19 protein-coding genes are annotated in these 20,903 nt (G+C 62.4%); 11 read left to right on the forward strand and 8 right to left on the reverse strand.

Annotated features, from left to right (window positions below; all coding sequences use genetic code 11):
- Window positions 1-48 precede the first annotated feature (48 nt).
- From carB to RQX22_RS01490, 3 genes are all read left to right on the forward strand, one after another.
- Entirely contained in the window at window positions 49-3,384 is a 3,336-nt protein-coding gene (gene carB, locus RQX22_RS01480; protein ID WP_315722986.1) for a carbamoyl-phosphate synthase large subunit, read from the forward strand.
- Between the two features lie 74 nt (window positions 3,385-3,458).
- On the forward strand, window positions 3,459-3,938 hold the full coding sequence (greA, locus tag RQX22_RS01485) for a transcription elongation factor GreA (RefSeq protein ID WP_315723506.1): 480 nt from the start codon (window positions 3,459-3,461) through the stop codon (window positions 3,936-3,938).
- A gap of 140 nt (window positions 3,939-4,078) precedes the next feature.
- Window positions 4,079-4,687, forward strand: coding sequence for a rhomboid family intramembrane serine protease (locus tag RQX22_RS01490; protein ID WP_315722988.1), 609 nt, complete (start codon window positions 4,079-4,081; stop codon window positions 4,685-4,687).
- Here RQX22_RS01490 and RQX22_RS01495 read toward each other — a convergent pair.
- Genes RQX22_RS01495 through RQX22_RS01515 form a run of 5 tightly spaced genes read right to left on the reverse strand, consistent with a single transcriptional unit; the run spans window position 4,672 to window position 6,994 of the window.
- Window positions 4,672-4,896, reverse strand: a complete 225-nt coding sequence (locus tag RQX22_RS01495; protein WP_315722990.1) for a DUF4170 domain-containing protein — start codon at window positions 4,894-4,896, stop codon at window positions 4,672-4,674. The two genes, RQX22_RS01490 and RQX22_RS01495, sit on opposite strands and share 16 nt — an antisense overlap.
- Window positions 4,897-4,955: 59 nt before the next feature.
- Window positions 4,956-5,468, reverse strand: coding sequence for a hypothetical protein (locus tag RQX22_RS01500; protein WP_315722992.1), 513 nt, complete (start codon window positions 5,466-5,468; stop codon window positions 4,956-4,958).
- Window positions 5,469-5,472: 4 nt separating this feature from the next.
- Entirely contained in the window at window positions 5,473-5,847 is a 375-nt protein-coding gene (locus RQX22_RS01505; RefSeq protein ID WP_315722994.1) for a hypothetical protein, read from the reverse strand.
- The gene (locus tag RQX22_RS01510; RefSeq protein ID WP_315722996.1) at window positions 5,844-6,227 is read right to left on the reverse strand and encodes a phage holin family protein; all 384 of its coding nucleotides are present in this window, start codon (window positions 6,225-6,227) and stop codon (window positions 5,844-5,846) included. Before RQX22_RS01510 ends, RQX22_RS01505 begins: the two co-directional genes overlap by 4 nt.
- A 14-nt stretch (window positions 6,228-6,241) precedes the next feature.
- Entirely contained in the window at window positions 6,242-6,994 is a 753-nt protein-coding gene (locus RQX22_RS01515) for a hypothetical protein (protein WP_315722998.1), read from the reverse strand.
- Between RQX22_RS01515 and eno the strand changes: the two genes are divergently transcribed.
- From eno to RQX22_RS01545, 6 genes are all read left to right on the forward strand, one after another.
- The gene (gene eno / locus RQX22_RS01520) at window positions 6,971-8,257 is read left to right on the forward strand and encodes a phosphopyruvate hydratase (protein WP_315722999.1); all 1,287 of its coding nucleotides are present in this window, start codon (window positions 6,971-6,973) and stop codon (window positions 8,255-8,257) included. The two genes, RQX22_RS01515 and eno, sit on opposite strands and share 24 nt — an antisense overlap.
- A gap of 35 nt (window positions 8,258-8,292) precedes the next feature.
- Window positions 8,293-8,607: an FtsB family cell division protein gene (locus RQX22_RS01525; RefSeq protein ID WP_315723001.1), complete on the forward strand. Its 315-nt coding sequence runs from the start codon at window positions 8,293-8,295 to the stop codon at window positions 8,605-8,607.
- A 105-nt stretch (window positions 8,608-8,712) separates the two neighbouring features.
- Window positions 8,713-9,786, forward strand: coding sequence for a pyruvate dehydrogenase (acetyl-transferring) E1 component subunit alpha (gene pdhA / locus RQX22_RS01530; RefSeq protein WP_315723002.1), 1,074 nt, complete (start codon window positions 8,713-8,715; stop codon window positions 9,784-9,786).
- A complete protein-coding gene (locus tag RQX22_RS01535) occupies window positions 9,786-11,195 on the forward strand; it encodes a pyruvate dehydrogenase complex E1 component subunit beta (RefSeq protein WP_315723004.1) in 1,410 nt (469 codons plus the stop codon). Before pdhA ends, RQX22_RS01535 begins: the two co-directional genes overlap by 1 nt.
- Before the next feature lie 10 nt (window positions 11,196-11,205).
- The gene (locus RQX22_RS01540; RefSeq protein WP_315723006.1) at window positions 11,206-11,871 is read left to right on the forward strand and encodes a squalene/phytoene synthase family protein; all 666 of its coding nucleotides are present in this window, start codon (window positions 11,206-11,208) and stop codon (window positions 11,869-11,871) included.
- A 56-nt stretch (window positions 11,872-11,927) separates the two neighbouring features.
- Window positions 11,928-12,359 (forward strand): EF-hand domain-containing protein, encoded by a 432-nt coding sequence (locus RQX22_RS01545; protein ID WP_315723008.1) that lies wholly within the window; start codon window positions 11,928-11,930, stop codon window positions 12,357-12,359.
- Window positions 12,360-12,441: 82 nt separating this feature from the next.
- Here the strand turns inward: RQX22_RS01545 and trmFO are convergent, their stop codons facing one another.
- The 3 genes from trmFO to yaaA form a co-directional block, all read right to left on the reverse strand.
- Window positions 12,442-13,800 (reverse strand): methylenetetrahydrofolate--tRNA-(uracil(54)-C(5))-methyltransferase (FADH(2)-oxidizing) TrmFO, encoded by a 1,359-nt coding sequence (gene trmFO / locus RQX22_RS01550; RefSeq protein WP_315723009.1) that lies wholly within the window; start codon window positions 13,798-13,800, stop codon window positions 12,442-12,444.
- Window positions 13,801-13,844: 44 nt separating this feature from the next.
- The gene (gene gyrA / locus RQX22_RS01555) at window positions 13,845-16,649 is read right to left on the reverse strand and encodes a DNA gyrase subunit A (protein ID WP_315723010.1); all 2,805 of its coding nucleotides are present in this window, start codon (window positions 16,647-16,649) and stop codon (window positions 13,845-13,847) included.
- Between the two features lie 133 nt (window positions 16,650-16,782).
- Complete coding sequence (gene yaaA, locus RQX22_RS01560) at window positions 16,783-17,538, reverse strand: peroxide stress protein YaaA (protein WP_315723014.1); 756 nt, start codon at window positions 17,536-17,538, stop codon at window positions 16,783-16,785.
- 198 nt (window positions 17,539-17,736) lie between these two features.
- Between yaaA and RQX22_RS01565 the strand changes: the two genes are divergently transcribed.
- A complete protein-coding gene (locus RQX22_RS01565; protein WP_315723016.1) occupies window positions 17,737-18,969 on the forward strand; it encodes a tetratricopeptide repeat protein in 1,233 nt (410 codons plus the stop codon).
- Between the two features lie 197 nt (window positions 18,970-19,166).
- Complete coding sequence (locus tag RQX22_RS01570) at window positions 19,167-20,849, forward strand: sensor histidine kinase (protein ID WP_315723017.1); 1,683 nt, start codon at window positions 19,167-19,169, stop codon at window positions 20,847-20,849.
- Window positions 20,850-20,903 lie beyond the last annotated feature (54 nt).

Consider the following 20,903-nt stretch of genomic DNA (forward strand, 5'->3'; position numbering starts at 1 on the left):
CGACACCGTGAAGTTCGCCTTCGCCGACAAAAAGGCACGCAAAAGATAATGCCCAAACGCACCGACATCTCATCCATCCTCATCATCGGCGCCGGCCCGATCGTCATCGGCCAGGCGGCGGAGTTCGATTATTCGGGGACCCAGGCCGCCAAGGCGTTGAAGGAGGAGGGCTACAGGATCGTCCTCGTCAATTCGAACCCGGCGACGATCATGACCGATCCGGAGCTCGCCGACGCCACCTATGTCGAACCGATTACGCCCGAATTCGTCGCCAAGATTATCGAGAAGGAGCGGCCGGACGCGGTACTTCCGACCATGGGCGGTCAAACGGCGCTCAACACCGCTTTGGCCCTGTTCAAGGACGGCACGCTCGAAAAATATGGGGTCCAGATGATCGGCGCCGATGCGGCGGCGATCGAGAAGGCGGAAGATCGGCTGCAGTTCCGCGAGGCGATGAGCAAGATCGGACTTGAGAGTCCGCGCTCCCAGATCGCCCACAGCCTTGACGATGCCGTGGCGGCGCTGGACCAAGTCGGGCTGCCGGCGATCATTCGTCCGAGCTTCACCCTGGGCGGCACCGGCGGCGGCATTGCCTATAATCGCGACGAGTTCGTCGAGATCGTCCGCGGCGGCCTCGAAGCCTCGCCTACCACCGAAGTGCTGATCGAGGAATCGGTACTCGGCTGGAAAGAATATGAGATGGAGGTCGTCCGGGACCGGAACGACAATGCCATCATTATCTGTTCGATCGAGAATGTCGATCCGATGGGCATTCATACCGGGGATTCCATCACCGTCGCGCCCGCGCTGACGCTGACCGACAAGGAATATCAGATCATGCGCAATGCGAGCATCGCCTGCCTGCGCGAGATCGGCGTCGAAACGGGCGGCTCCAACGTCCAGTTCGCAGTCAATCCCAAGGACGGCCGGCTGGTGGTGATCGAGATGAACCCGCGCGTGTCGCGTTCCTCGGCGCTCGCTTCGAAGGCGACCGGCTTTCCGATCGCCAAGGTCGCGGCTAAACTCGCTGTCGGCTACACGCTCGACGAGATCGACAACGACATTACCGGCGCAACGCCCGCCAGCTTCGAACCGACCATCGATTATATCGTCACCAAGATCCCCCGCTTCACCTTCGAGAAATTCAAGGGTTCCGAGCCGCTGCTGTCGACAGCGATGAAATCGGTCGGAGAGGTGATGGCAATCGGCCGCAGCTTCCATGAAAGCCTTCAAAAGGCCCTGCGCGGCCTGGAAACCGGCCTGATCGGACTCGATGGGGTCAAGGCGCTCTACGGCGCCCCGCGCGTCGAGATCGAGGCGGCCTTGGCGCTGCCCACGCCGGACCGCCTGCTGGTGGCGGCGCAAGCCCTGCGTGAAGGCTTCACCGTTGCCGAGATCCACGCCATCTCCAAATATGATCCCTGGTTCCTCGAACGGCTGAAGGAGATTGTCGAAGCCGAGGAGGAGATTTGCGCCAACGGCCTGCCCAACGATGCGGCAGGCATGCGCCAAGTGAAGGCGATGGGCTTTTCCGACCGGCGGCTCGCCGAATTGGCACTCAAATCCGCCAATATCAGGGGGAACGGGATCAAGACCCGGGCACGAAGCCATGGCCTCATTCACGACGCTGTCAAGGCGATGATCGGGGGCACGACCGAAGAGGAAGTGCGAGCACTCCGCCACAAACTGGGCGTACGTCCCGTCTTCAAGCGGATCGACACCTGCGCCGCCGAATTCGAGGCGAAGACGCCTTACATGTATTCGACCTACGAGGCCCCCAGCTTCGGCGAGCCAGAGGATGAAAGCCAGCCGAGCGACCGGAAGAAGGTTGTCATTCTCGGCGGTGGGCCCAATCGGATCGGGCAGGGCATCGAGTTCGACTATTGTTGCTGCCACGCCTGCTACGCCTTGGGCGAAGCGGGCTATGAAACGATCATGATCAATTGCAATCCGGAAACGGTCTCGACGGACTATGACACGTCGGACCGCCTCTATTTCGAGCCTCTTACGGTTGAGGATGTGCTTGAGATCCTGCATGTCGAACAATCGCGAGGCGAGTTGCACGGTGTCATCGTCCAGTTCGGTGGCCAGACGCCGCTCAAACTGGCGGCCGCGCTTGCGAAAGAGGGAATTCCGATCCTGGGCACGTCACCCGACGCGATCGACCTGGCCGAGGATCGCGAACGTTTCGCGGCGCTGGTCGCAAAACTCGGCCTGAAGCAGCCCGAAAACGGCATCGCCCGCAGCCGCGAGGAAGCGATCGCAGTGGCGGAGCGGATCGGCTATCCCGTGCTCACCCGACCGAGTTACGTACTGGGCGGCCGCGCCATGGAAGTGGTCGACGGTCCCGAGCAATTGAACGACTATATTGTCACGGCGGTCCAGGTATCGGGCGACAGCCCGGTGCTGATCGATCGTTACCTCCGCGATGCTATCGAGGTCGATGTCGACGCCATATCGGATGGCGAAGACGTGGTCATCGCCGGCGTGCTCCAGCATATCGAGGAAGCCGGCATCCACTCCGGCGACAGCGCCTGCTCCATACCGCCCTACAGCCTGCCCAGCGAGATCGTCGCCGAGATCGAGCGGCAGGCGAGGGAACTCGCGCTCGCGCTGAATGTAAAGGGCCTGATGAACGTCCAGTTCGCGGTCAAGGATGGCGAAGTCTATCTGATCGAGGTCAACCCGCGCGCCAGCCGGACCGTCCCCTTCGTGGCCAAGGCGATCGGTACGCCGATCGCCAAGATTGCCGCGCGCGTGATGGCTGGCGAGCGGCTGTTGCCGTTCCTGCCCATCCACCGTGACATCAAGCATGTCGCGGTGAAGGAGGCGGTCTTCCCCTTCGCGCGCTTCCCCGGCGTCGATCCTGTCCTCTCACCTGAAATGAAATCGACCGGCGAAGTGATGGGAATCTCAAATGATTTTGCGAGCGCCTATCTGAAGGCGGTGATCGGCAGCGGCGATCCGCTCCCGACCGAAGGAACCTTGTTCGTTTCGGTCAAGGATACGGACAAGGCACTGATCGCTCCGCCGGTGCGCGCGCTAGCCGAGATGGGCTTCACCGTACTCGCCACAGGTGGCACCGCCGATTATCTGGAAAGCCAGGGCATCGCGGCCCAACGGGTGAACAAAGTGGCGCAGGGACGACCGCACATCGTAGATCGAATCAAGGATGGTGAGGTGGATCTTATCTTCAACACCACAGAAGGCTGGCTCAGCCACAAGGATTCGGCTTCGATCCGCGCTTCGGCGCTGATGGCCAAGGTTCCCTATTTCACGACCGCGGCTTCCAGCGTGGCCGTTGTCCGGGCAATCGCCGCCCAGCGAGACCATAGCCTTGAAGTTCGGTCGCTGCAGGACTATTATTCTTCTTCCAGACCATGATCCTTCACAATTGAGACGCGATCAGGCCGCTCCCCCAAAGGGCGGCCAAACAGGTTTTTACGAAAGGCACGATGATGGCGACGGTAGACAAGGTACCGATGCTGGCCGAGGGCTATGAAAGGCTGCAAAGCGAAGTCCGGCACTTGAAGACGGTCGAGCGCCCCGAAATCATCGAGGCGATCGAGGTCGCCCGCGGCCATGGCGACCTTTCCGAAAATGCCGAATATCATGCCGCCAAGGAGCGGCAGGGTCATGTCGAGGCGCAGATCGCAGACATTGACGACCGTTTGAGCCGTGCGCTGGTGATCGACCCAAAGACATTGTCAGGCGACAAGGTGGTGTTCGGAGCAACCGTGCATCTCACGGACGAGAATGAAAAGGCCATCGTCTATCAGGTCGTTGGCCAGACCGAGGCTGATGCCAAGATCGGGAGAATCAGCTATTCCTCGCCGCTTGGCCGGGCACTGATCGGCCGCTCGGTGGGCGACGAAGTCGAAGTTTCGGCTCCTTCCGGCGATAAATATTATGTGATCGAGAAGGTCGAATTCATCTAGGAAGCGGCCGCTCGAACGTCGGGGCTGTGCCGTGGCCCCGAGCTCATTCTCTTTCTGCGCCCGAGCGACGGCGGAGACCATGGCCGGACAGGATCGAAGCGCCAGCGATGAGAGCACCTGAAAGCTGGAAGTCCGCGCGAGTGACGCTTGCGATCGCGATTGTCACCGCAGCTGCCTGGCTGATCGCCTCCGCGCTCGGGCTACAGGATCTCGCCGTCATCTGGGGCGGATTCATTCCCGCGCGCGTGGGCGGCGTGGTCGGCGACGAGATGCTGGCGCCTGTTTTCCTGACGCCGCTGACCGCTACGGTGGTCCATGCCGGGATCATCCATCTGGGCTTTAACCTCCTGATCCACCTCTTCTGCGGCCGCGCCACGGAAACCATCATCGGCGGCCGGGGTTTGCTGATCCTCTATATCGTCGGCGCCTATGCCGCCGCCGCCGCTCAATTTTTCGCCAATCCCGAAGATATGAGGCCGATGGTCGGCGCGAGCGGCGCCATTTCCGCAGTTCTGGGCACCTATGCGATCCTTTTCGGCCGCAACAGGGTCAATGTCGCGAATCTGGCTTTGGCCCGTTGGCTGAACGCGCTCTGGCTCGCGGCCGCCTGGATCGGGCTGCAGATCCTGGTGGGCTTCACCTTCGAAACGGCCGGCGCGCCTTTGGCCATAGCCGCCCATATCGGCGGCTTCCTCGCAGGCCTGGTCTTGGCCAAGCCGTTGCTGCTGTTACGCTACCGGGGCGCTTGACCCAATTCCGGCTCCAGCATCCGATGGAGGTGGACGACGACATATTTCATTTCGGCATCGTCGACCGTCCGCTGGGCATTGGCCCGCCACGCTTCGAGCGCGCTTGCATAATCAGGAAAAAGACCGACGACGTGGGTGGTGTCGAGATCGAAATCCAGACCCTGCGGGTCCTTGACCCGACCGCCGAAAACGAGATGCAACTTGCTCATGTCTGAAGCCGATAGCGGCCGCGCCGGGGAAGACAAGCTGTCCCCGACGCGGAACGAGCCTATTTCTTTTTCCTGGCCTTCTTCGCTGCCGCGCTGGCCGAGCTTTCCACTGCGGCCACGGCATGATCCGTAAACTCCTCCAGCTTGCGCCGGGCTGCTGCCTTGCTGATCCCCAGCGCGTCCAATTGTTCGCGCCCCGCTTCGCGGGCCGCACGGGTGGCCTCGCGTGCCGTATCGGTTATGCGCCGCCCGGTCTTCCCGAGCAATTGGTCCTCACGACGCGTTCTCGGCAGGAGGGTGGCTAACAAAGCGCCCAATGCCAGGCCTCCGCCGATGGCGATCATGGGATTTGCGTCGACCTGATCGGCGGTGCGGCGACGGGCACGGGCCGCCCCGTCTCGGGCAGTGTCGAGGGCCGTTCCGGCGCGTTCACGGGCCACGGTATAAACGGCCGACGTCCGCTCACGGGCGGCCTGATAGGCCTCGGCCGCCTTGCCGCGCCCCGAAGACGCCCCAGCGGTTCTGCCGGCATTCTGAGTGCTGCCGTCTTGGTCCTGGCTCGTCGTCGTCATGCTTTCACTCCTTCATGCTTCCAATAGCGGCGGGAGCCGCCGGATCGTTCGTCTCGTTCGTTCGGTACCGGCCGGAGACGGGCGGAACCTCATCCTCGCCGGGCCCGGAAAAAAGGCGCGAGATGCCGGATCTTATCGGTCCTCGCGCGAGGAACAGGGTGAAGGCTGTCAATACTGCCGAAACGGCGACGGGTCGCTCCTTCACAGCCTGAACCGCATCGACTGCGATCTCGCTTCCCTTTTCCTTGACGCCTTGCCACGCATTGCTGGTCAGGGCCGCAGGCTGCAGCCTGTTCTGGACTTCGGCCAAGCTCGCTTCGAACCTCCGACGCGCCTGTTCGGATTCAAACTTCGCCCGCTTCAAAGCCCTGATACTCATGCCAGCCCCTTACCGGCATCCAACGCGGCCTTCTCCTCTGCGTCGCCGGCGAGGGCTTTCATCTTCTTGAGGCCGAAGCGGACGAGCAAAAGGCCGGCGAGGGTGGTCACGACCGACACGATGAGCGCTGCGAGCAACGGCCCGACGTAAAGCGCCAGCGCCAAGGCCGCTCCCCCCAGCAGGACGATCACCGCGGCGTTTATCAGCAGAGCGCCGGACAGGAGCATCATCGCTCCACCGCTCGCCTTTTCGACGCGATGTTTCGCGATTTCCTGGTAGAGTCTCGCTTCGGTGTGAATCAGCTTCTTGCCGTCGCCTATCAATTCGCCGATCAGATCGGTGAAGGAAGGCTCGTTGCCTTCAGCCGGTTGCCTGCCCACCCTCGCGTCCAAGGTCAGGCCTTCATATCTTCGGGACCGCCGTCCCGATCTTCCGGCAAGCCCGCTTTAACGAGCCGAACCAGTGCGAATCCGACGATAGCCGCCGCAGCCAACGCCACGCCCGGACTCTTGCGGACCACAGCGCTGGCGTCGTCATAGATTTCCTCGACATCCTTGTTGCGCAGAGTGTCGGCGAAGCCGGAAACGGCATCTGCGGCACGCCGCGCATATTCGCCATATTCCGAGCCAAGCCTTTCATCGATGGATTCGGCGGCATCGCTGACAACCCTGGAGACCTCATCCAGCGCCTCCGTCGCCCTGTTCTTCCCGCTCTCGGCAAATTCGCGGACCCTGCCGCCCGCCTGGCCGCGAAGCGAGGAGGCCTGGCTCCTCAATTGGTCGAGCACGCCGCCATCTTCCGTCCCGTTTTCGTCCTTCACCCTGGTTCCTCCCGTATCATCCGCCGAATTGCTACCGACAAAGCCCGTGGCCCCCGCGCTGCCTCCACCTCCGCCTGCGCTTGTCTCCATGGCGCCATTGATGATGTGGTCGGTGCCTTCGGGCAGTTCGGAATTGCGTGCGGCCATGTGACAATCTCCAGGGTTAAGGCGGTTGCGGTCGTAGGACCAGAACTGGCGAAGCCGTCCCTCCGTTCCGGCTCGTGCGACGAAAGTTGCGTCGCCCGCGCCGCGCCGATAAGCCGCCGGTGCCACCCCATCATAGCTCATAACGAGGCCGTAACAATGACTGCCATCATCGACGTCCATGCTCGCCAGATACTCGACAGCCGCGGCAATCCAACGGTGGAGGTGGAAATCTTGTTGGAAGATGGCAGCATGGGCCGCGCCGCCGTTCCATCGGGCGCCTCGACCGGCGCCCATGAAGCTGTCGAAAAGCGGGATGGCGACACGTCCAGATATCTCGGTAAAGGCGTCGAGCAGGCGGTTGCCGCGGTGCGCGGAGAGATTGCCGAGGCCGTCACCGGCTTGGACGCGGAAGACCAGTCCGAGCTCGACGCAATGCTGATCGAGCTGGACGGCACCGAAAACAAGTCTCGGCTGGGCGCGAATGCAGTCCTGGGAGTGAGCCTGGCCGCCGCGAAGGCCGCGGCCGATGCTCGGGGACTGCCGCTTTACCGTTATGTCGGTGGGGTTTCGGCCCAGTTGCTGCCGGTACCGATGATGAACATCATCAATGGTGGGGAGCATGCCGACAATCCGATCGACTTTCAGGAATTCATGGTGATGCCGGTTGGCGCCGCTTCGATGACGGAAGCGATCCGTTGCGGTGCCGAGATTTTCCACACATTGAAGAAAGGCCTTTCGGAGGCCGGCCTCGCCACTGCCGTCGGCGACGAAGGCGGTTTCGCGCCAGCCTTGGCGTCGACCCGGGACGCGATCGACTTCATCATGAATTCGATCGAGCAGGCCGGCTATGAGCCGGGAACGGATGTGATGCTCGCGCTCGACTGTGCGGCTACCGAATTCTTCCGCGACGGCGCCTATCATATGGAGGGGGAGGGGCAGACGTTCTCGCCTGCGCAAATGGCCGATTATCTGGCCGAACTTGCCACCGCCTATCCGATCGTCTCGATCGAAGACGGCATGGCTGAGGACGATTTCGAGGGATGGAAGATACTGACCGATCTCATCGGAAAAAAAGTGCAGCTGGTGGGCGACGATCTCTTCGTCACCAATCCCAAGCGTTTGTCGGCCGGCATAGAGCAGGGCCTCGCCAATTCGCTGCTGGTCAAGGTCAACCAGATCGGGACCCTCAGCGAGACGCTGGAAGCGGTCGGGACCGCTCAGCGCGCCGGCTATACCGCCGTCATGTCCCATCGCTCCGGCGAAACCGAGGATACGACCATAGCCGACCTCGCCGTGGCCACCAATTGCGGCCAGATCAAAACCGGAAGCCTGGCCCGATCGGACCGTCTCGCCAAATATAATCAGCTGATCCGGATCGAAGAGGAACTGGGTTCCGCCGCAAAATATGCGGGCAATTCGGTCCTTCGAGCTCAAAAGGCTTGATTCGGAGGCATTTTACTGATTCTGCTAACCATGACATGGCAATCGGACGAAATACGGGTCAATTGATAAAGAAGGCGGCGCTCCCGGCGCTCGCCATCCTCATCATTGCGAACTTCGTCGGCTACGCCATTGTCGGCACCAACGGCATCATGAGCTGGGGCGATTACCGCCGCTTGAAGGAGGAGCGAAGCATCGAGCTCGCGCATCTGGAAGCTGAAAAGGCACGGCTCGCCCACCGTGCCGACCTGCTCGATCCCAAGCGCGCCGATCCCGATCTCGCCGACGAGATGATCCGAAGCGAGCTTGGTCTCGTCCGTCCAGACGAAGTGATCATCCAGCTTGACGATTGAGGGACGGTTCAAGGGCCGTCGATAAGCGCGAAGGCACGTCCGGCACAAGTTGCGCCACGGGACGTTTGCCGTCATAGACGCCGCATCCATCCGCAGGGAGATATCGTGGCCAAGGCCTCCTCGCCAAAGCGCGCCCGTAACGGCAAAGCGGAATCGTCCGCGCCGCCGGCAAAACCCAATCGCGAACGCCCGCCCGAGCCGAAACGGCACGAGGCGGACCGGGACGAGATGCTTGAATATTACCGGCAGATGCTGCTCATCCGTCGGTTCGAGGAACGGGCCGGCCAGCTTTACGGCCTCGGCCTGATCGGCGGCTTCTGCCACCTCTATATCGGCCAGGAAGCGGTGGCGGTAGGCCTCCAGTCCGCGCTCGATCAGGACAAGGACAGCGTCATCACCGGCTATCGCGACCATGGCCATATGCTCGCCTACGGCATCGATCCCAAAGTCATCATGGCCGAGCTGACCGGCCGCCAGGCCGGGATATCCAAGGGCAAGGGCGGCTCGATGCACATGTTCTCGGTCGACCATCGTTTCTATGGGGGCCACGGCATCGTCGGTGCCCAGGTCAGCCTCGGCACCGGCCTCGCGTTCAAGCACAAATACAAGAAGGATGGCGGCGTCTGCCTCGCTTATTTCGGCGACGGAGCGACCAACCAGGGCCAGGTCTATGAAAGCTTCAACATGGCCGAGCTGTGGAAGCTACCGATCATCTTCGTGATCGAGAACAACCAATATGCGATGGGCACCAGCGTCAATCGCTCGTCGGCCGAGGATCAGCTCTACAAGCGCGGCGAAAGCTTCCGCATCCCGGGCCTGCAGATCGACGGTATGGACGTCCTCGCCGTCCGCGGGGCCGCCTCCACGGCGCTCGAATGGGTCCGCGCCGGCAAGGGCCCGATTCTTCTGGAGCTCAAGACCTATCGCTATCGCGGCCATTCCATGTCGGACCCGGCGAAATACCGCTCGCGCGATGAAGTGCAGGCCGTCCGCGACAAATCCGATCCAATCGAGGCTATCAAGCACGAGCTCGAGAACGCGGGCTGCACCGAGGAAGAATTGAAGGGGATCGACAAGGAGATCCGCCAGATCGTCAGCGAGGCGGCAGATTTTGCCGAACAGTCGCCCGAACCCGATCCGGACGAGCTTTATACCGATGTGCTGGTGGAAAAATATTGATGCCGGTTGAGTTGAAAATGCCCGCGCTGTCCCCGACCATGGAGGAAGGGATGCTTGCCAAATGGCTGGTCAAGGAGGGCGACCAAGTCGCCTCTGGAGACATTCTCGCCGAGATAGAGACAGACAAGGCGACGATGGAGTTCGAGGCGGTCGACGAAGGGGTGATCGCCAAGATACTGGTCCCCGAAGGTTCGGACGCAGTGAAGGTCGGCACGGTCATCGCCCTGATCGTCCAGCAAGGCGAAAGTGTCGAGACGTCCGCGCCGAACGCGCCAGCCGAAACTGCCGAAGGAGAAGCTGAGGAAGAGGAAGCCGGCGAAGCGCCGGCCGAAGAAGCCTCCGAAAAGCAGGCGACGACGGCGGTCTCCCCAAAAGACGAGGCTCCAGCGAGCCTGCGCGTAGAGCCGGAGGTGCCCGAAGGCACTGAGATGATCCGGATCACCGTCCGCGAGGCACTCCGCGACGCGATGGCCGAGGAAATGCGCGCCGACGACCGCGTCTTCGTGATGGGCGAGGAAGTGGCGGAATATCAGGGTGCCTACAAGGTAACTCAGGGTCTTTTGGAAGAATTCGGAGCCGAACGGGTGATCGACACGCCGATTACCGAATATGGCTTTGCCGGCGTCGGCACCGGCGCGGCGATGGGCGGGTTGAAGCCTATCGTCGAGTTCATGACATTCAATTTCGCCATGCAGGCCATTGATCATATCGTGAATTCGGCTGCGAAGACCAATTACATGTCGGGAGGCCAGATGCGCTGCCCGATCGTCTTCCGAGGCCCCAACGGGGCGGCCTCCCGCGTCGCTGCCCAGCACAGCCAGAATTACGCACCCTGGTATGCCAGTGTCCCTGGACTGATTGTCATCTCGCCTTATTCGGCAGCCGATGCGAAGGGTCTTTTGAAGGCTGCGATCAGATCTGAAGATCCGGTTGTATTCCTTGAAAACGAGCTGCTTTATGGACAAAGTTTCGACGTTCCGAAGCTCGATGATTATGTCCTGCCGATCGGCAAGGCGCGTGTCGTTCGCGAAGGCGTCGATGTCACCCTCGTCAGCTATTCGATCGGCGTTGGCATTGCTCTCGACGCGGCAGCGCAGCTGGCTGGGCAAGGTATCGAGGCCGAGGTCATCGACCTTCGAACCTTGCGGCCGCTCGACCGGCAGGCGATCCTGGAGAGCCTAGCCAAGACCAATCGCATGGTGGTGGTGGAAGAGGCATGGCCGGTCTGCTCGATCGCATCCGAGATCATCGCGATCGCGATGGAAGAGGGCTTCGACAGCCTTGATGCTCCAGTCTTGCGCGTTACCAACAAGGACGTGCCTCTTCCTTATGCCGCCAATCTCGAGAAACTGGCCCTGATCAAGGTAGAGGACGTTGTGGAGGCCGCGAAGAAGGTCTGCTACCGCTGAATGTGACGCCATGACGCCGCAAGGCCTCGATCCCGACCGTTTGCTGGCGCTCAGCTATGTTGCCGCGCCTCGCCGTTCGGCGCTCCAGGCGCTTTGGCACGTGGACGCTGCGCTGGGCGCCGTGTTGACGGGCGGCCGGGAGCCGATGATCAGCCGGATAAAGCTCGCCTGGTGGCGTGACGCGCTTGCCGGACTCGATCAATCAAAACCGCCCGCCGAACCGTTGCTGCAAATTATTGCCGAACAGTTGCTTCCGGCGGGCATTTCAGGTGGCGAACTGGCGCTCATGGAATCAGGCTGGAGCCAATTGCTGACATCAGAACCTCTCGAGGACGAGGAACTCGATGCCTATGCCGCGGGGCGAGGCGGGCATCTGTTCGCTTATTCGGCCGAGTTGCTCGGCGTCGCACCAAGCGAAGAAGTGCGGCAGGCGGGAGAGGCCTGGGCGCTTGTCGATCTCGCACGTCACAGCACTGAGGCGGCGGAGGTAGAACGGGCCGCAACGTTTGCCCGGCGCCGATCCCGCCCGCAACGGTGGCCGTCACGACTGCGGCCGCTGGGAATGCTCGCCATCTTGTCGGAGCGGGACAGTGAGGCGGGGCGGCCGCGATGGGAGGTCCAGGGCGCTCCTGGACGCATGCTGCGAATGCTGCGTCATAGGTTGACCGGCCGCTGACGATCCTGACATGGAAGGTTGAGCGCGCAAAAAAGGTGGTAGGGGGGATGGGGCAAATGCTGCGTTTTCTGGCAGGCGTAGGATCGACATTGCTGCTGGTCGCCGCCGGGATCTTCTTGTGGCGCAGTCACGCCGAAGCGGAAGATCCGATACCGCCAGTGCCGCCCCCGCTTGTCATGCCGCAGCAGCAACAGCCGCTGGTGACGCCGCCCGCAGCCACGGAGAAGAGCAAGGAGGAAAAGCGGTTCGCACGTGCCGACAAGGATGATGATGGCCGCATCACACGCGATGAACTGCTGGAGCCTCGCCGCAAGGCCTTCGCCAAGCTCGACAAGAATGGCGACGGCCGCCTAGCATTCGAGGAATGGGCCGTCACGACGACCGAAAAGTTCGCTGGCGCCGACGCCGACCGCTCGGGCTGGCTGACGCCAAAGGAATATGAAACGACGCGGCCGAAGCCACCAAAGCCGAAGAAGTGCGCCTGCTAGAGACTGGTCGGCTATCTGACGTGAATCAGTCTCTTTTCAAATGCTTATGATTCATGCTTCAGATTGATTCAATCTGAAGTTGTCATGGTTTGGTTCGGATATTCTCCTGCCACCCGCTGAGGGCCGCACGCGCCCTGGACGTGTAGATCAGTTTCCGATCCGCCTTCTTGGTCTTGCCCTCGATCGGCGGAAACAGTCCGAAATTGACGTTCATCGGCTGATAGGAATCGGCCTCGGCACCACCGGTAATATGACCAAGCAGTGCCCCCAGCGCGGTCTCGGGAGGAGGTGGGGCGAGCGGCATCCCGGAGATTTCGGCGGCCGCGAAGCGGCCGGACAAGAGGCCGATCGCCGCCGATTCGACATAGCCCTCACACCCGGTGATCTGCCCGGCAAAGCGAATATGCGGTGCCCTGGCCAGACGCAGGGTCGGATCGAGGAGCTGCGGCGAATTGATGAACGTGTTGCGATGGAGGCCGCCCAGCCGCGCGAATTCCGCATTCTCGAGACCCGGTATGGTCCTGAACAACCGCACCTGCTCGGCATGTTTGAGCTTGGTTTGGAAACCGACCATGTTCCACAATGTCCCGAGCGCATTGTCCTGCCTCAACTGCACGACCGCATAAGGCCAGCGGCCTGTTTTCGGATCGTCGAGACCAACAGGCTTCATTGGTCCGTAGCGCAATGTATCCACGCCGCGTTCGGCCATGACCTCGATCGGCATGCACCCTTCAAAATAGGGAGTGTCCTTTTCCCAATCGCGGAATTCTGTCTTCTCGCCTTCGATCAGGCCTTGGTGAAAGCGGAGATATTGCTCCTTCGTCATCGGGCAATTGATATAGTCCCGGCCATCGGACTGGGGATCGTCGGGATCGATCGTCCCCTTGTCCCAGCGAGAAGCCATCCAGCAAATTTCCATATCGATGCTGTCACGATGGACGATCGGCGCGATCGCATCGAAGAAGGCGAGCGCATTCGAGCCGGTCGTCTCCAGAATGGATCCGGCCAGTGTGGCGGCCGTCAGTGGGCCCGTCGCAATGATCGTCAGCCCGGAGGAGGGGAGGGCGTCGACCCGTTCACGGACCAGCTCGATATTGGGATGAGCATTGATCTTGGCGGTGATGCTTTGGGAAAAGCCGTCGCGATCCACCGCGAGCGCCGACCCCGCCGGGACCTTGTGTGCATCCGCCATGGCCATGATCAGCGAATCGAGCGCGCGCATCTCCGCATGGAGCAAACCTACCGCGTTGCGTTCGGCATCATCGGAACGGAAGCTGTTCGAGCAGACGAGCTCGGACAGGCCGTCCGTGTGATGCGCGGGCGTCGTATCGCCCGACCCGCGCATTTCCGACAGCCGCACCTTAATGCCGGCCTCGGCGAGCTGCCAGGCCGCTTCCGAACCGGCAAGACCGCCGCCGACGATATGGACCTTATGGCTCATGCCGCTGCCTTGTCAGTCATTCGAACGAGCCGAACGGAGGGGGGTCAGGAGGGTTCCGGCTCGCCGGCGCCATCAGCGGCATCAGCCCCGGCAGCGGGGTCGCCGCTGCCGGCATCATCGCCTCTGTCCGCGGAAATCGCGGCGCTCGCCAGCAAGGCCGGATCAGCGACATCGACCAATGCCTCGGCCTCATCCTCGCTTTCCTCGATCCGGGCCGCGGAGACCACATGCTCGTTCTCCGCGACGCGGAAGATGGTCACGCCCTGCGTGTTTCGGCCCGCAATGCGAATGTCGCCGACAGTCGTACGAATCAGCTTCGCCTGGTCGGTCACCAGCATGAGCTGCTGGCCGTTATGGGCGGGGAAACTTGCCACGACGCGCCCATTGCGCTCCGATGTCTCGATATTCGTGATGCCCTGGCCGCCGCGATTGGAGCGCCGATATTCATAGGCGGACGTCCTCTTGCCGTAACCATTGACCGTGACGGTCAAGATAAACTCCTCCGCCTCGGCGAATTCGGCCATGCGTTCGGTCGACAGTGTCGGCTCATTCTCATTGTCCTTCCACGGCGCGGCGCGAAGATAGGCTTCGCGTTCCTCGACGGTGGCAGCAAAGCCTTTCAGGATAGACATGGAGATGACTTCGTCGCCTTCGCGCAGCCTTATGCCGCGCACGCCTGCGGAGGTACGCGACTGGAATTCGCGGACATCGGTGGCGGCGAAGCGGACGGCCCGGCCTTCGCGCGTGGCCAAGAGCACGTCGTCATCCTCCGTCAGCAGGGATACGCCGATCAACCGGTCGCTGGCATCCCCCTCCTCATCGGTGCCGAAGCGCATCGCGATCTTGCCGGCAGTAGGCACATTGGTGAAGGCGTCCATGCTGTTGCGCCGCACGGTGCCGTGCGCCGTTGCGAACATGATGTGCAGATCCTTCCACACCTGCTCGTCCTCCGGGAGCGGTAGGACGGTGGAGATGGTTTCGCCTTCGGCTAGTGGGAGCAGGTTCACCATCGGCCGGCCGCGCGTCTGCGGCCCGCCTTCCGGCAGGCGCCAGACCTTCAGGCGGTAGACCTTGCCGAGGGTGGAGAAGAACAGGACCGGCGTATGGGTGGACGTGACGAACAGGTTCGTCACTGCATCCTCGTCCTTGGTCGCCATGCCGGCGCGGCCCTTGCCGCCGCGATTCTGCGTGCGGAACGCCTCCAGCATTGTTCGCTTGATATAGCCGGCATGGGTGACCGTCACGACCATGTCCTCGCGCTCGATCAGGTCCTCGTCCTCGATACCATCCCACGCGGGCGCGATTTCGGTGAGCCGGGGCGTCGCGAATTGCTCGGCGATGGCGTCGAGTTCGTCCCGCATGACGGCATAGAGCTTCACTCTATCGCCCAGGATTTCGAGAAGCTCTCCGATCGAGGTTGCCAGCTCCTGTAGCTCGCCGGCAATCTCGTCCCGGCCCAGCGCAGTCAAGCGGTGCAGGCGAAGTTCGAGGATGGCCCGGACCTGCATCTCGGAGAGCCGATAGCTGTCGCCTTCGATCTCATGCTCGACCGCTTCGACAAGAGCGATGTAAGGCGCGATCTCAGCGATCGGCCAGTCACGCGACAACAAAGAAGCGCGTGCCTCGGCGGGAGAAGCCGATGCGCGGATCATCCGGACCACTTCGTCGAGATTGGTCACGGCGATCACGAGGCCGAGCAGGATATGGGCTCGTTCGCGCGCCTTGTTCAGCTCGAACTTGGTCCGGCGCGTGATCACATCTTCGCGGAATTTGATGAATGCCTCGATGATGTCGCGAAGGTTCAACGTCTCCGGACGGCCGCCTCGAATGGCCAGCATGTTGGCGGGAAAGCTGGCTTGGGCAGGCGTGTGCCGCCAAAGCTGGTTCAATACCACCTCGGGGGTCGCGTCGCGCTTCAGATCGATGACGATGCGGACCCCGTGCCGGTTCGATTCGTCGCGAATATCGGACACGCCCTCGATGCGCTTGTCCTTGGCTGCCTCGGCTATCTTTTCGACAAGGCCGTTCTTGCCGACCTGATAGGGAATCGAGGTCAGCACGATCGAGCGACGATCGCCACGGCCTTCTTCGACCATATGGCGGGCACGCATGATGATCGAGCCGCGTCCGGTATGGTAGGCGCTGCGAGCTCCGGCCTGGCCGAGGATCAAGGGTGCGGTCGGAAAATCAGGACCGGGAATGATCTCGATAAGCTCGTCGATCGTGATCCCGGGATTGTCCATATAGGCTTTGCAGGCCCGGATCACTTCACCCAGATTGTGCGGCGGGATATTGGTCGCCATGCCGACCGCGATGCCGCCCGCGCCATTGACCAGCAGGTTCGGAAACCGCGCCGGCAACACCTGCGGCTCCTTGCGGGAGCCGTCATAATTGGGAGTGAAATCGACCGTATCCTTGTCGAGATCCTCCAGCATGGTCATGGCGACCTTGGCCAGCCGTGCTTCCGTGTAACGCATCGAGGCCGGAGGATCGGGGTCCATCGACCCGAAATTGCCCTGGCCATCGATCAGGGTAACGCGCATCGCCCAGTCCTGGGCGAGCCTTGCCAGCGCATCATAGATCGCGGAATCGCCGTGGGGATGATAATTACCCATCACGTCGCCGACGATCTTCGCCGATTTCTTATAGGCCCGGCCCGGAACGAATCCGCCTTCCTGGCAGGCGAAGAGGATTCGGCGGTGAACGGGTTTCAGGCCGTCCCGGACGTCAGGCAGCGCGCGGCTGACGATCACCGACATGGCATAATCGAGATAGGAGGTCTTCATCTCCTCGACGATGGAGATGGGAGAAATGTCCTTGTTTTCGATGGTCGGCGGTGCGCTGGCCAATGATTGTTCCTGCTAGGTTTGGGTGGAGCGCCGATCGGCGCCTTGAATGGACGGAAGCTTAGACGATTACGGCCGGGAACGCCACCCCGCGCACATGCGCGCACGCGCGCGAGAAGCAGCTAGGGTCCTGACCTTAGACCCGCCGGAACCGCCACCGATTCTCCTCCGATCCTTCCGCGTCATAGGCATAACCGTCACAGTCGAACGTCTTCAGCGCTTCCGGGTCGTCGAGCCTATGTTCGCACAAGAAGCGCGCCATCATTCCCCGTGCCCGCTTCGCGGCGAAACTGTTGAAACGGAGGCCCTCGGGGCCTTCCTCCCGAAAGTCGATCTCGATCACCCGCACGTTGGGGGGCAGGCTCCCCTCTACCGCACGCCAATATTCCCGGCTGGCGAGATTGATGATGGCCCGGCCCCCTGATTCTTCCAGATCCTCCGCCAGGAGGCCAGCCACCCGGTCTCCCCAATAGGTGTAGAGATCGCCGCGCCGCGGTGCCCATTTCGTTCCCATCTCCAGGCGATAGGGGCGGATCGCATCCAAGGGGCGCAGCAGTCCGTACAGACCGGAAAGAATCCGCACATGATCCTGCAGGAAGGGAAGCGCCTCCGGATCGAGGCTGCGTACCTCGAAGCCCACATAGACGTCACCGGCAAAGGCATAGATGGCGGACCGGCTGGGTTGGTCGCCAAAATCCCGGAACCGTTCCACGTTGAGGGCGGCCAGGCGATCCGAAATATGCATGAGCCCGGCAAGTTTCTTCTGCGACAGTTTCGAGGCTGCCGAAGCGATGTTGTGGGCGTCGGCTTCGAAGCGCGGCCGCGTCGGATCGAGCGCGGGGAGGGGACGTTCGAAATCGAGAGTCTTTGCGGGGGAAATGACGGCCAGCACCGGTGGGCGTTAGCCAGCGGGACGGGCCAGGTCAAACCGTCGAGCGAGGACGGTTTTTCCCAGTCGTTGCGGACGGTTGCGGTTCAAGCACCGTTCACCGCGCAACCGCTAGAAACCATTTCTGTTTGGCGGTAGAGAACCCGCCACCCTCGTCCCGAACAAGGCTGCCTCCGGCGCGGCCGTCAACAGGAGTTTCATATGAGATCGGTTTCCAGTTTGGCGTTGGGCGTAGCGCTCGTGCTCGGCGCCTCGCTTGCGACAACCCAGCCGGCGGCTGCGGCGAAAAAGGATGAGCAGCAGCCGCAAATGCAGTTCAGCAAAGAGGAGCGGAATGCGCTCGCGCCGCTGCAGGCGGCCGTTAATGCCAAGGATTGGGCAGCCTTCACCGCCGCTCTCCCCGCCGCCCAGTCGGCCACGACCAGTGCAAATGCCAAATTCGCCATCGCTCGCTGGCAACTCGACATGGGAATCGCCACCAATAATGTTCAGGTCCAGTCGCAGGCGATCGATGGCTTGATCGCCAGTGGCGCCGTGCAGGCCACCGGCTTGCCGGCCCTCTATCAGAATCAGGGTGCGCTCGCGGTCCAGGCCGGCAACAATCAGAAGGCGGAGGCCGCCTATGCGAAGCTGATCGAACTGCAGCCGACCAATACCGACGGGATGATCGAACTCGCGAAGGTCAAGACCAACCTCAAAAAACCGCAGGAAGCCATCGCCCTCATCGACCGCGCCATCGAGGCCCAGCGCGGCGCCGGCCAGACCGTACCCGAAAGCTGGTACAAATATGCGCTCAAACAGGCGTTCGACAACAAGTTGGCTCCGCAGAGCCTGAAGCTCAGCCGCGATCTGGTCGCTGCCTATCCGAGCACGGAGAATTGGCGTGACAGCCTGCTCATCTACCGCGAGGTTTCGAGCCTGGACAAAGACACCAATCTCGACCTGCTGCGGCTGATGCGCGCGTCCAAGGCCTTGAGCGGCGAACGCGACTGGTTCAGCCTGGCCGAGACCTTGCAGATGGGCGGCCTTCCCGGTGAGGCGAAAGCCGTCCTTGACGAGGGTGCGGCCCTCAAGATGATCGATCTCAACAAATCCGTTTTCAAAGACCTCCACGCCAAGGCGACCCGCGGTATCGCCGAGGATCGTCCTACTTTGGCGGGCCTGAAGACGAAGGCGATGGCGGCACCGACCGGCGCACTGGCGCTGAGCACGGCCAATGCCTATTTCGCTTATGGCGACTATGCGGAGGCGGTGGCGCTCTACAAGGCGGCCATCGGCAAGGGTTCAATCGACACCAATCTCGCCAATAGCCGTCTCGGCATGGCGCTTGCGCTGGCCGGCAACAAGGCTGAGGCTGAAACGGCATTCAAGGCAGTGACCGGTCCGCGCGCAACGCTCGCTTCCTATTGGATGGCTTGGCTGGCGCGTAGCTGACCCTCGCCAGTACGCTTTACGAGGGGCGCCGACGAAAGTCGGCGCCCTTTTTTCTAGCGCGCCTCGAATTCGCTTTCGAGGGCCGGTTCGTCCCAGAATGCGACGTCCCATTTCGGGCTCTTCCGCATTGATTACCGTCCACTTAACGATCGTCGAAAGTGCAGCGGAGTGACCGCCTGGACGGACGAGGAAAAGGTGTGCGTTTCAATGATATGATCGCGACTGTTCTGGAGCAGGATGAACAATCCGCTTTGGCCGCGATCGCCAAATGGCGCCAGCTTGTCGATCTCGTCGCGCAGAGGCGCGGACCGGAAACTACGGCATCGCTCGAAGAGGCACTGGCCTGGCTGCGCGCGCACCGACCTTCCATCCCGCTCATGATCCGGATCGACGCCGCCCGAGCGCTGGGGGGACGTCGCGTGGCGCCCGTCATCATCGCCTTGTTCGGCGAAGACCATCCCAGCGTGGCGTCGCCTCTTTTCGCCAGTGCCCGGCTTGAGGCGGAGGAATGGCTGGACCTGCTGCCCAGGATCGGCCCGGTCGGTCGCGCATTGCTGCGCCACCGGCGGGATCTCGCGCCGGAAATCATCAATGCGCTAGGTAGCTTCGGAGCATCCGACTTCGCACTGCCTGGCACAGTGGCGGGGGCGGACCCGGAGGCGATGAAAGTCCGCGCTGCGCCACAGGAGCCGGACGCCGGCCGAACGAATGGCGGGCAACGCCACGAAGCCCAGATTCAAGAGCTGGTCGACAGGATCGAGGCGTTTCGCCGGGATCGCGAAGCGGCGCCGAGACCGAAACCGCCGGAGCAGGAGCAAGTACAGGAATTCCGCTGGGAAACCGGACCGGACGGGATAGTCCTATGGGTCGAGGATGCGCCGAGGGGTCCCTTGATCGGCCAGACCATCGCGACACCGGCGGAGCGCAGCCAATATGGCGTCGATGGCCAGGCGGCCGGTGCCTATGAGAAGCGGGCGCCTTTCCGCGACGCGCGCCTCTCCATCGCCGGCAGCGGCGCGGCCTCCGGAGACTGGCGGATTTCGGGCGTGCCCTTCTTCGATCCCCTCCAGGGCAGCTTCCTTGGCTATCGCGGCAGCGCACGCCGACCGAGACTGGATGAAGTGGCGCGGCCGGAGGGCGGAGGCGAGGGAGGCGTGTTCGGGACGGAATTCCCTGCGGACGCGCTGCGCCAGCTGATCCACGAACTGCGCACTCCGCTCAACGCCATTGTCGGTTTCGCGGAGATGATCGACGGCCAATATATGGGTCCGGCGGCAGGCAGCTACCGCGCCCGCGCGGCAGAGATCATGGAACAGGCCAACCGCTTGCTGTCCGCCGTCGACGACCTTGATACGGCCGCCAGGATCGAAACGAGCCGGCTGACCGTGGAGCAAAGTCCGGTAGATGCCAGCGCCTTGCTCCACCGTCTGCACGAAGCGTTCGAGCGAATCGCGATCCAGCGCAATGCGCATATCGCGCTGGAGATCGCGCCGCACCTTCCGCACGCGCGGGTCGAACTCAATGTCGCAGAACGCATGATGGCACGTCTGCTCGCGGCGACGACGGGTCTCGCTTGCGAAGGGGAAACGCTGGCCGCCTCGATGGGGATGGAGCGCGTCGGCCAAAGCGAGATGATCTGTCTCGCCATCGATCGCCCGTCCGCGATCGCTGGGCTGGAGGAGAAAGCTTTGCTCGATCCCGGCTACAGCCCGGAAGGGGATTGGCCGGGCGCACCCGCTTTGGGCCTTGGCTTCGCCCTGCGGCTGGTCCGCAACCTTGCCGAAGCGGTTGGCGGCGCGCTCGACGTTGGTGAACGCCGGTTCTTCCTCTATCTGCCTCCACTGGAAGCCCAGGAACGCGTTTTGGGAAACGGCAGTTAACGCCTCGTCCCGCGCCAGCTTGCCAAGGCCGCCATGGCTCCGCTATCCGCAGCG

The sequence above is a fragment of the Sphingosinicella rhizophila genome (assembly GCF_032378825.1).
Lineage (GTDB): Bacteria > Pseudomonadota > Alphaproteobacteria > Sphingomonadales > Sphingomonadaceae > Allosphingosinicella > Allosphingosinicella rhizophila.

What these genes read in the sequence shown, in the direction of transcription:
- carB (WP_315722986.1), top strand. Translation starts at nt 49, where the DNA reads ATGCCCAAACGCACCGACATCTCATCCATCCTCATCATCGGCGCCGGC.
- greA (WP_315723506.1), top strand. Translation starts at nt 3,459, where the DNA reads ATGGCGACGGTAGACAAGGTACCGATGCTGGCCGAGGGCTATGAAAGG.
- RQX22_RS01495 (WP_315722990.1), bottom strand. Translation starts at nt 4,896, where the DNA reads ATGAGCAAGTTGCATCTCGTTTTCGGCGGTCGGGTCAAGGACCCGCAG.
- RQX22_RS01500 (WP_315722992.1), bottom strand. Translation starts at nt 5,468, where the DNA reads ATGACGACGACGAGCCAGGACCAAGACGGCAGCACTCAGAATGCCGGC.
- RQX22_RS01505 (WP_315722994.1), bottom strand. Translation starts at nt 5,847, where the DNA reads ATGAGTATCAGGGCTTTGAAGCGGGCGAAGTTTGAATCCGAACAGGCG.
- eno (WP_315722999.1), top strand. Translation starts at nt 6,971, where the DNA reads ATGACTGCCATCATCGACGTCCATGCTCGCCAGATACTCGACAGCCGC.
- RQX22_RS01515 (WP_315722998.1), bottom strand. Translation starts at nt 6,994, where the DNA reads ATGGACGTCGATGATGGCAGTCATTGTTACGGCCTCGTTATGAGCTAT.
- RQX22_RS01525 (WP_315723001.1), top strand. Translation starts at nt 8,293, where the DNA reads ATGGCAATCGGACGAAATACGGGTCAATTGATAAAGAAGGCGGCGCTC.
- RQX22_RS01535 (WP_315723004.1), top strand. Translation starts at nt 9,786, where the DNA reads ATGCCGGTTGAGTTGAAAATGCCCGCGCTGTCCCCGACCATGGAGGAA.
- RQX22_RS01540 (WP_315723006.1), top strand. Translation starts at nt 11,206, where the DNA reads ATGACGCCGCAAGGCCTCGATCCCGACCGTTTGCTGGCGCTCAGCTAT.
- RQX22_RS01545 (WP_315723008.1), top strand. Translation starts at nt 11,928, where the DNA reads ATGCTGCGTTTTCTGGCAGGCGTAGGATCGACATTGCTGCTGGTCGCC.
- trmFO (WP_315723009.1), bottom strand. Translation starts at nt 13,800, where the DNA reads ATGAGCCATAAGGTCCATATCGTCGGCGGCGGTCTTGCCGGTTCGGAA.
- RQX22_RS01565 (WP_315723016.1), top strand. Translation starts at nt 17,737, where the DNA reads ATGAGATCGGTTTCCAGTTTGGCGTTGGGCGTAGCGCTCGTGCTCGGC.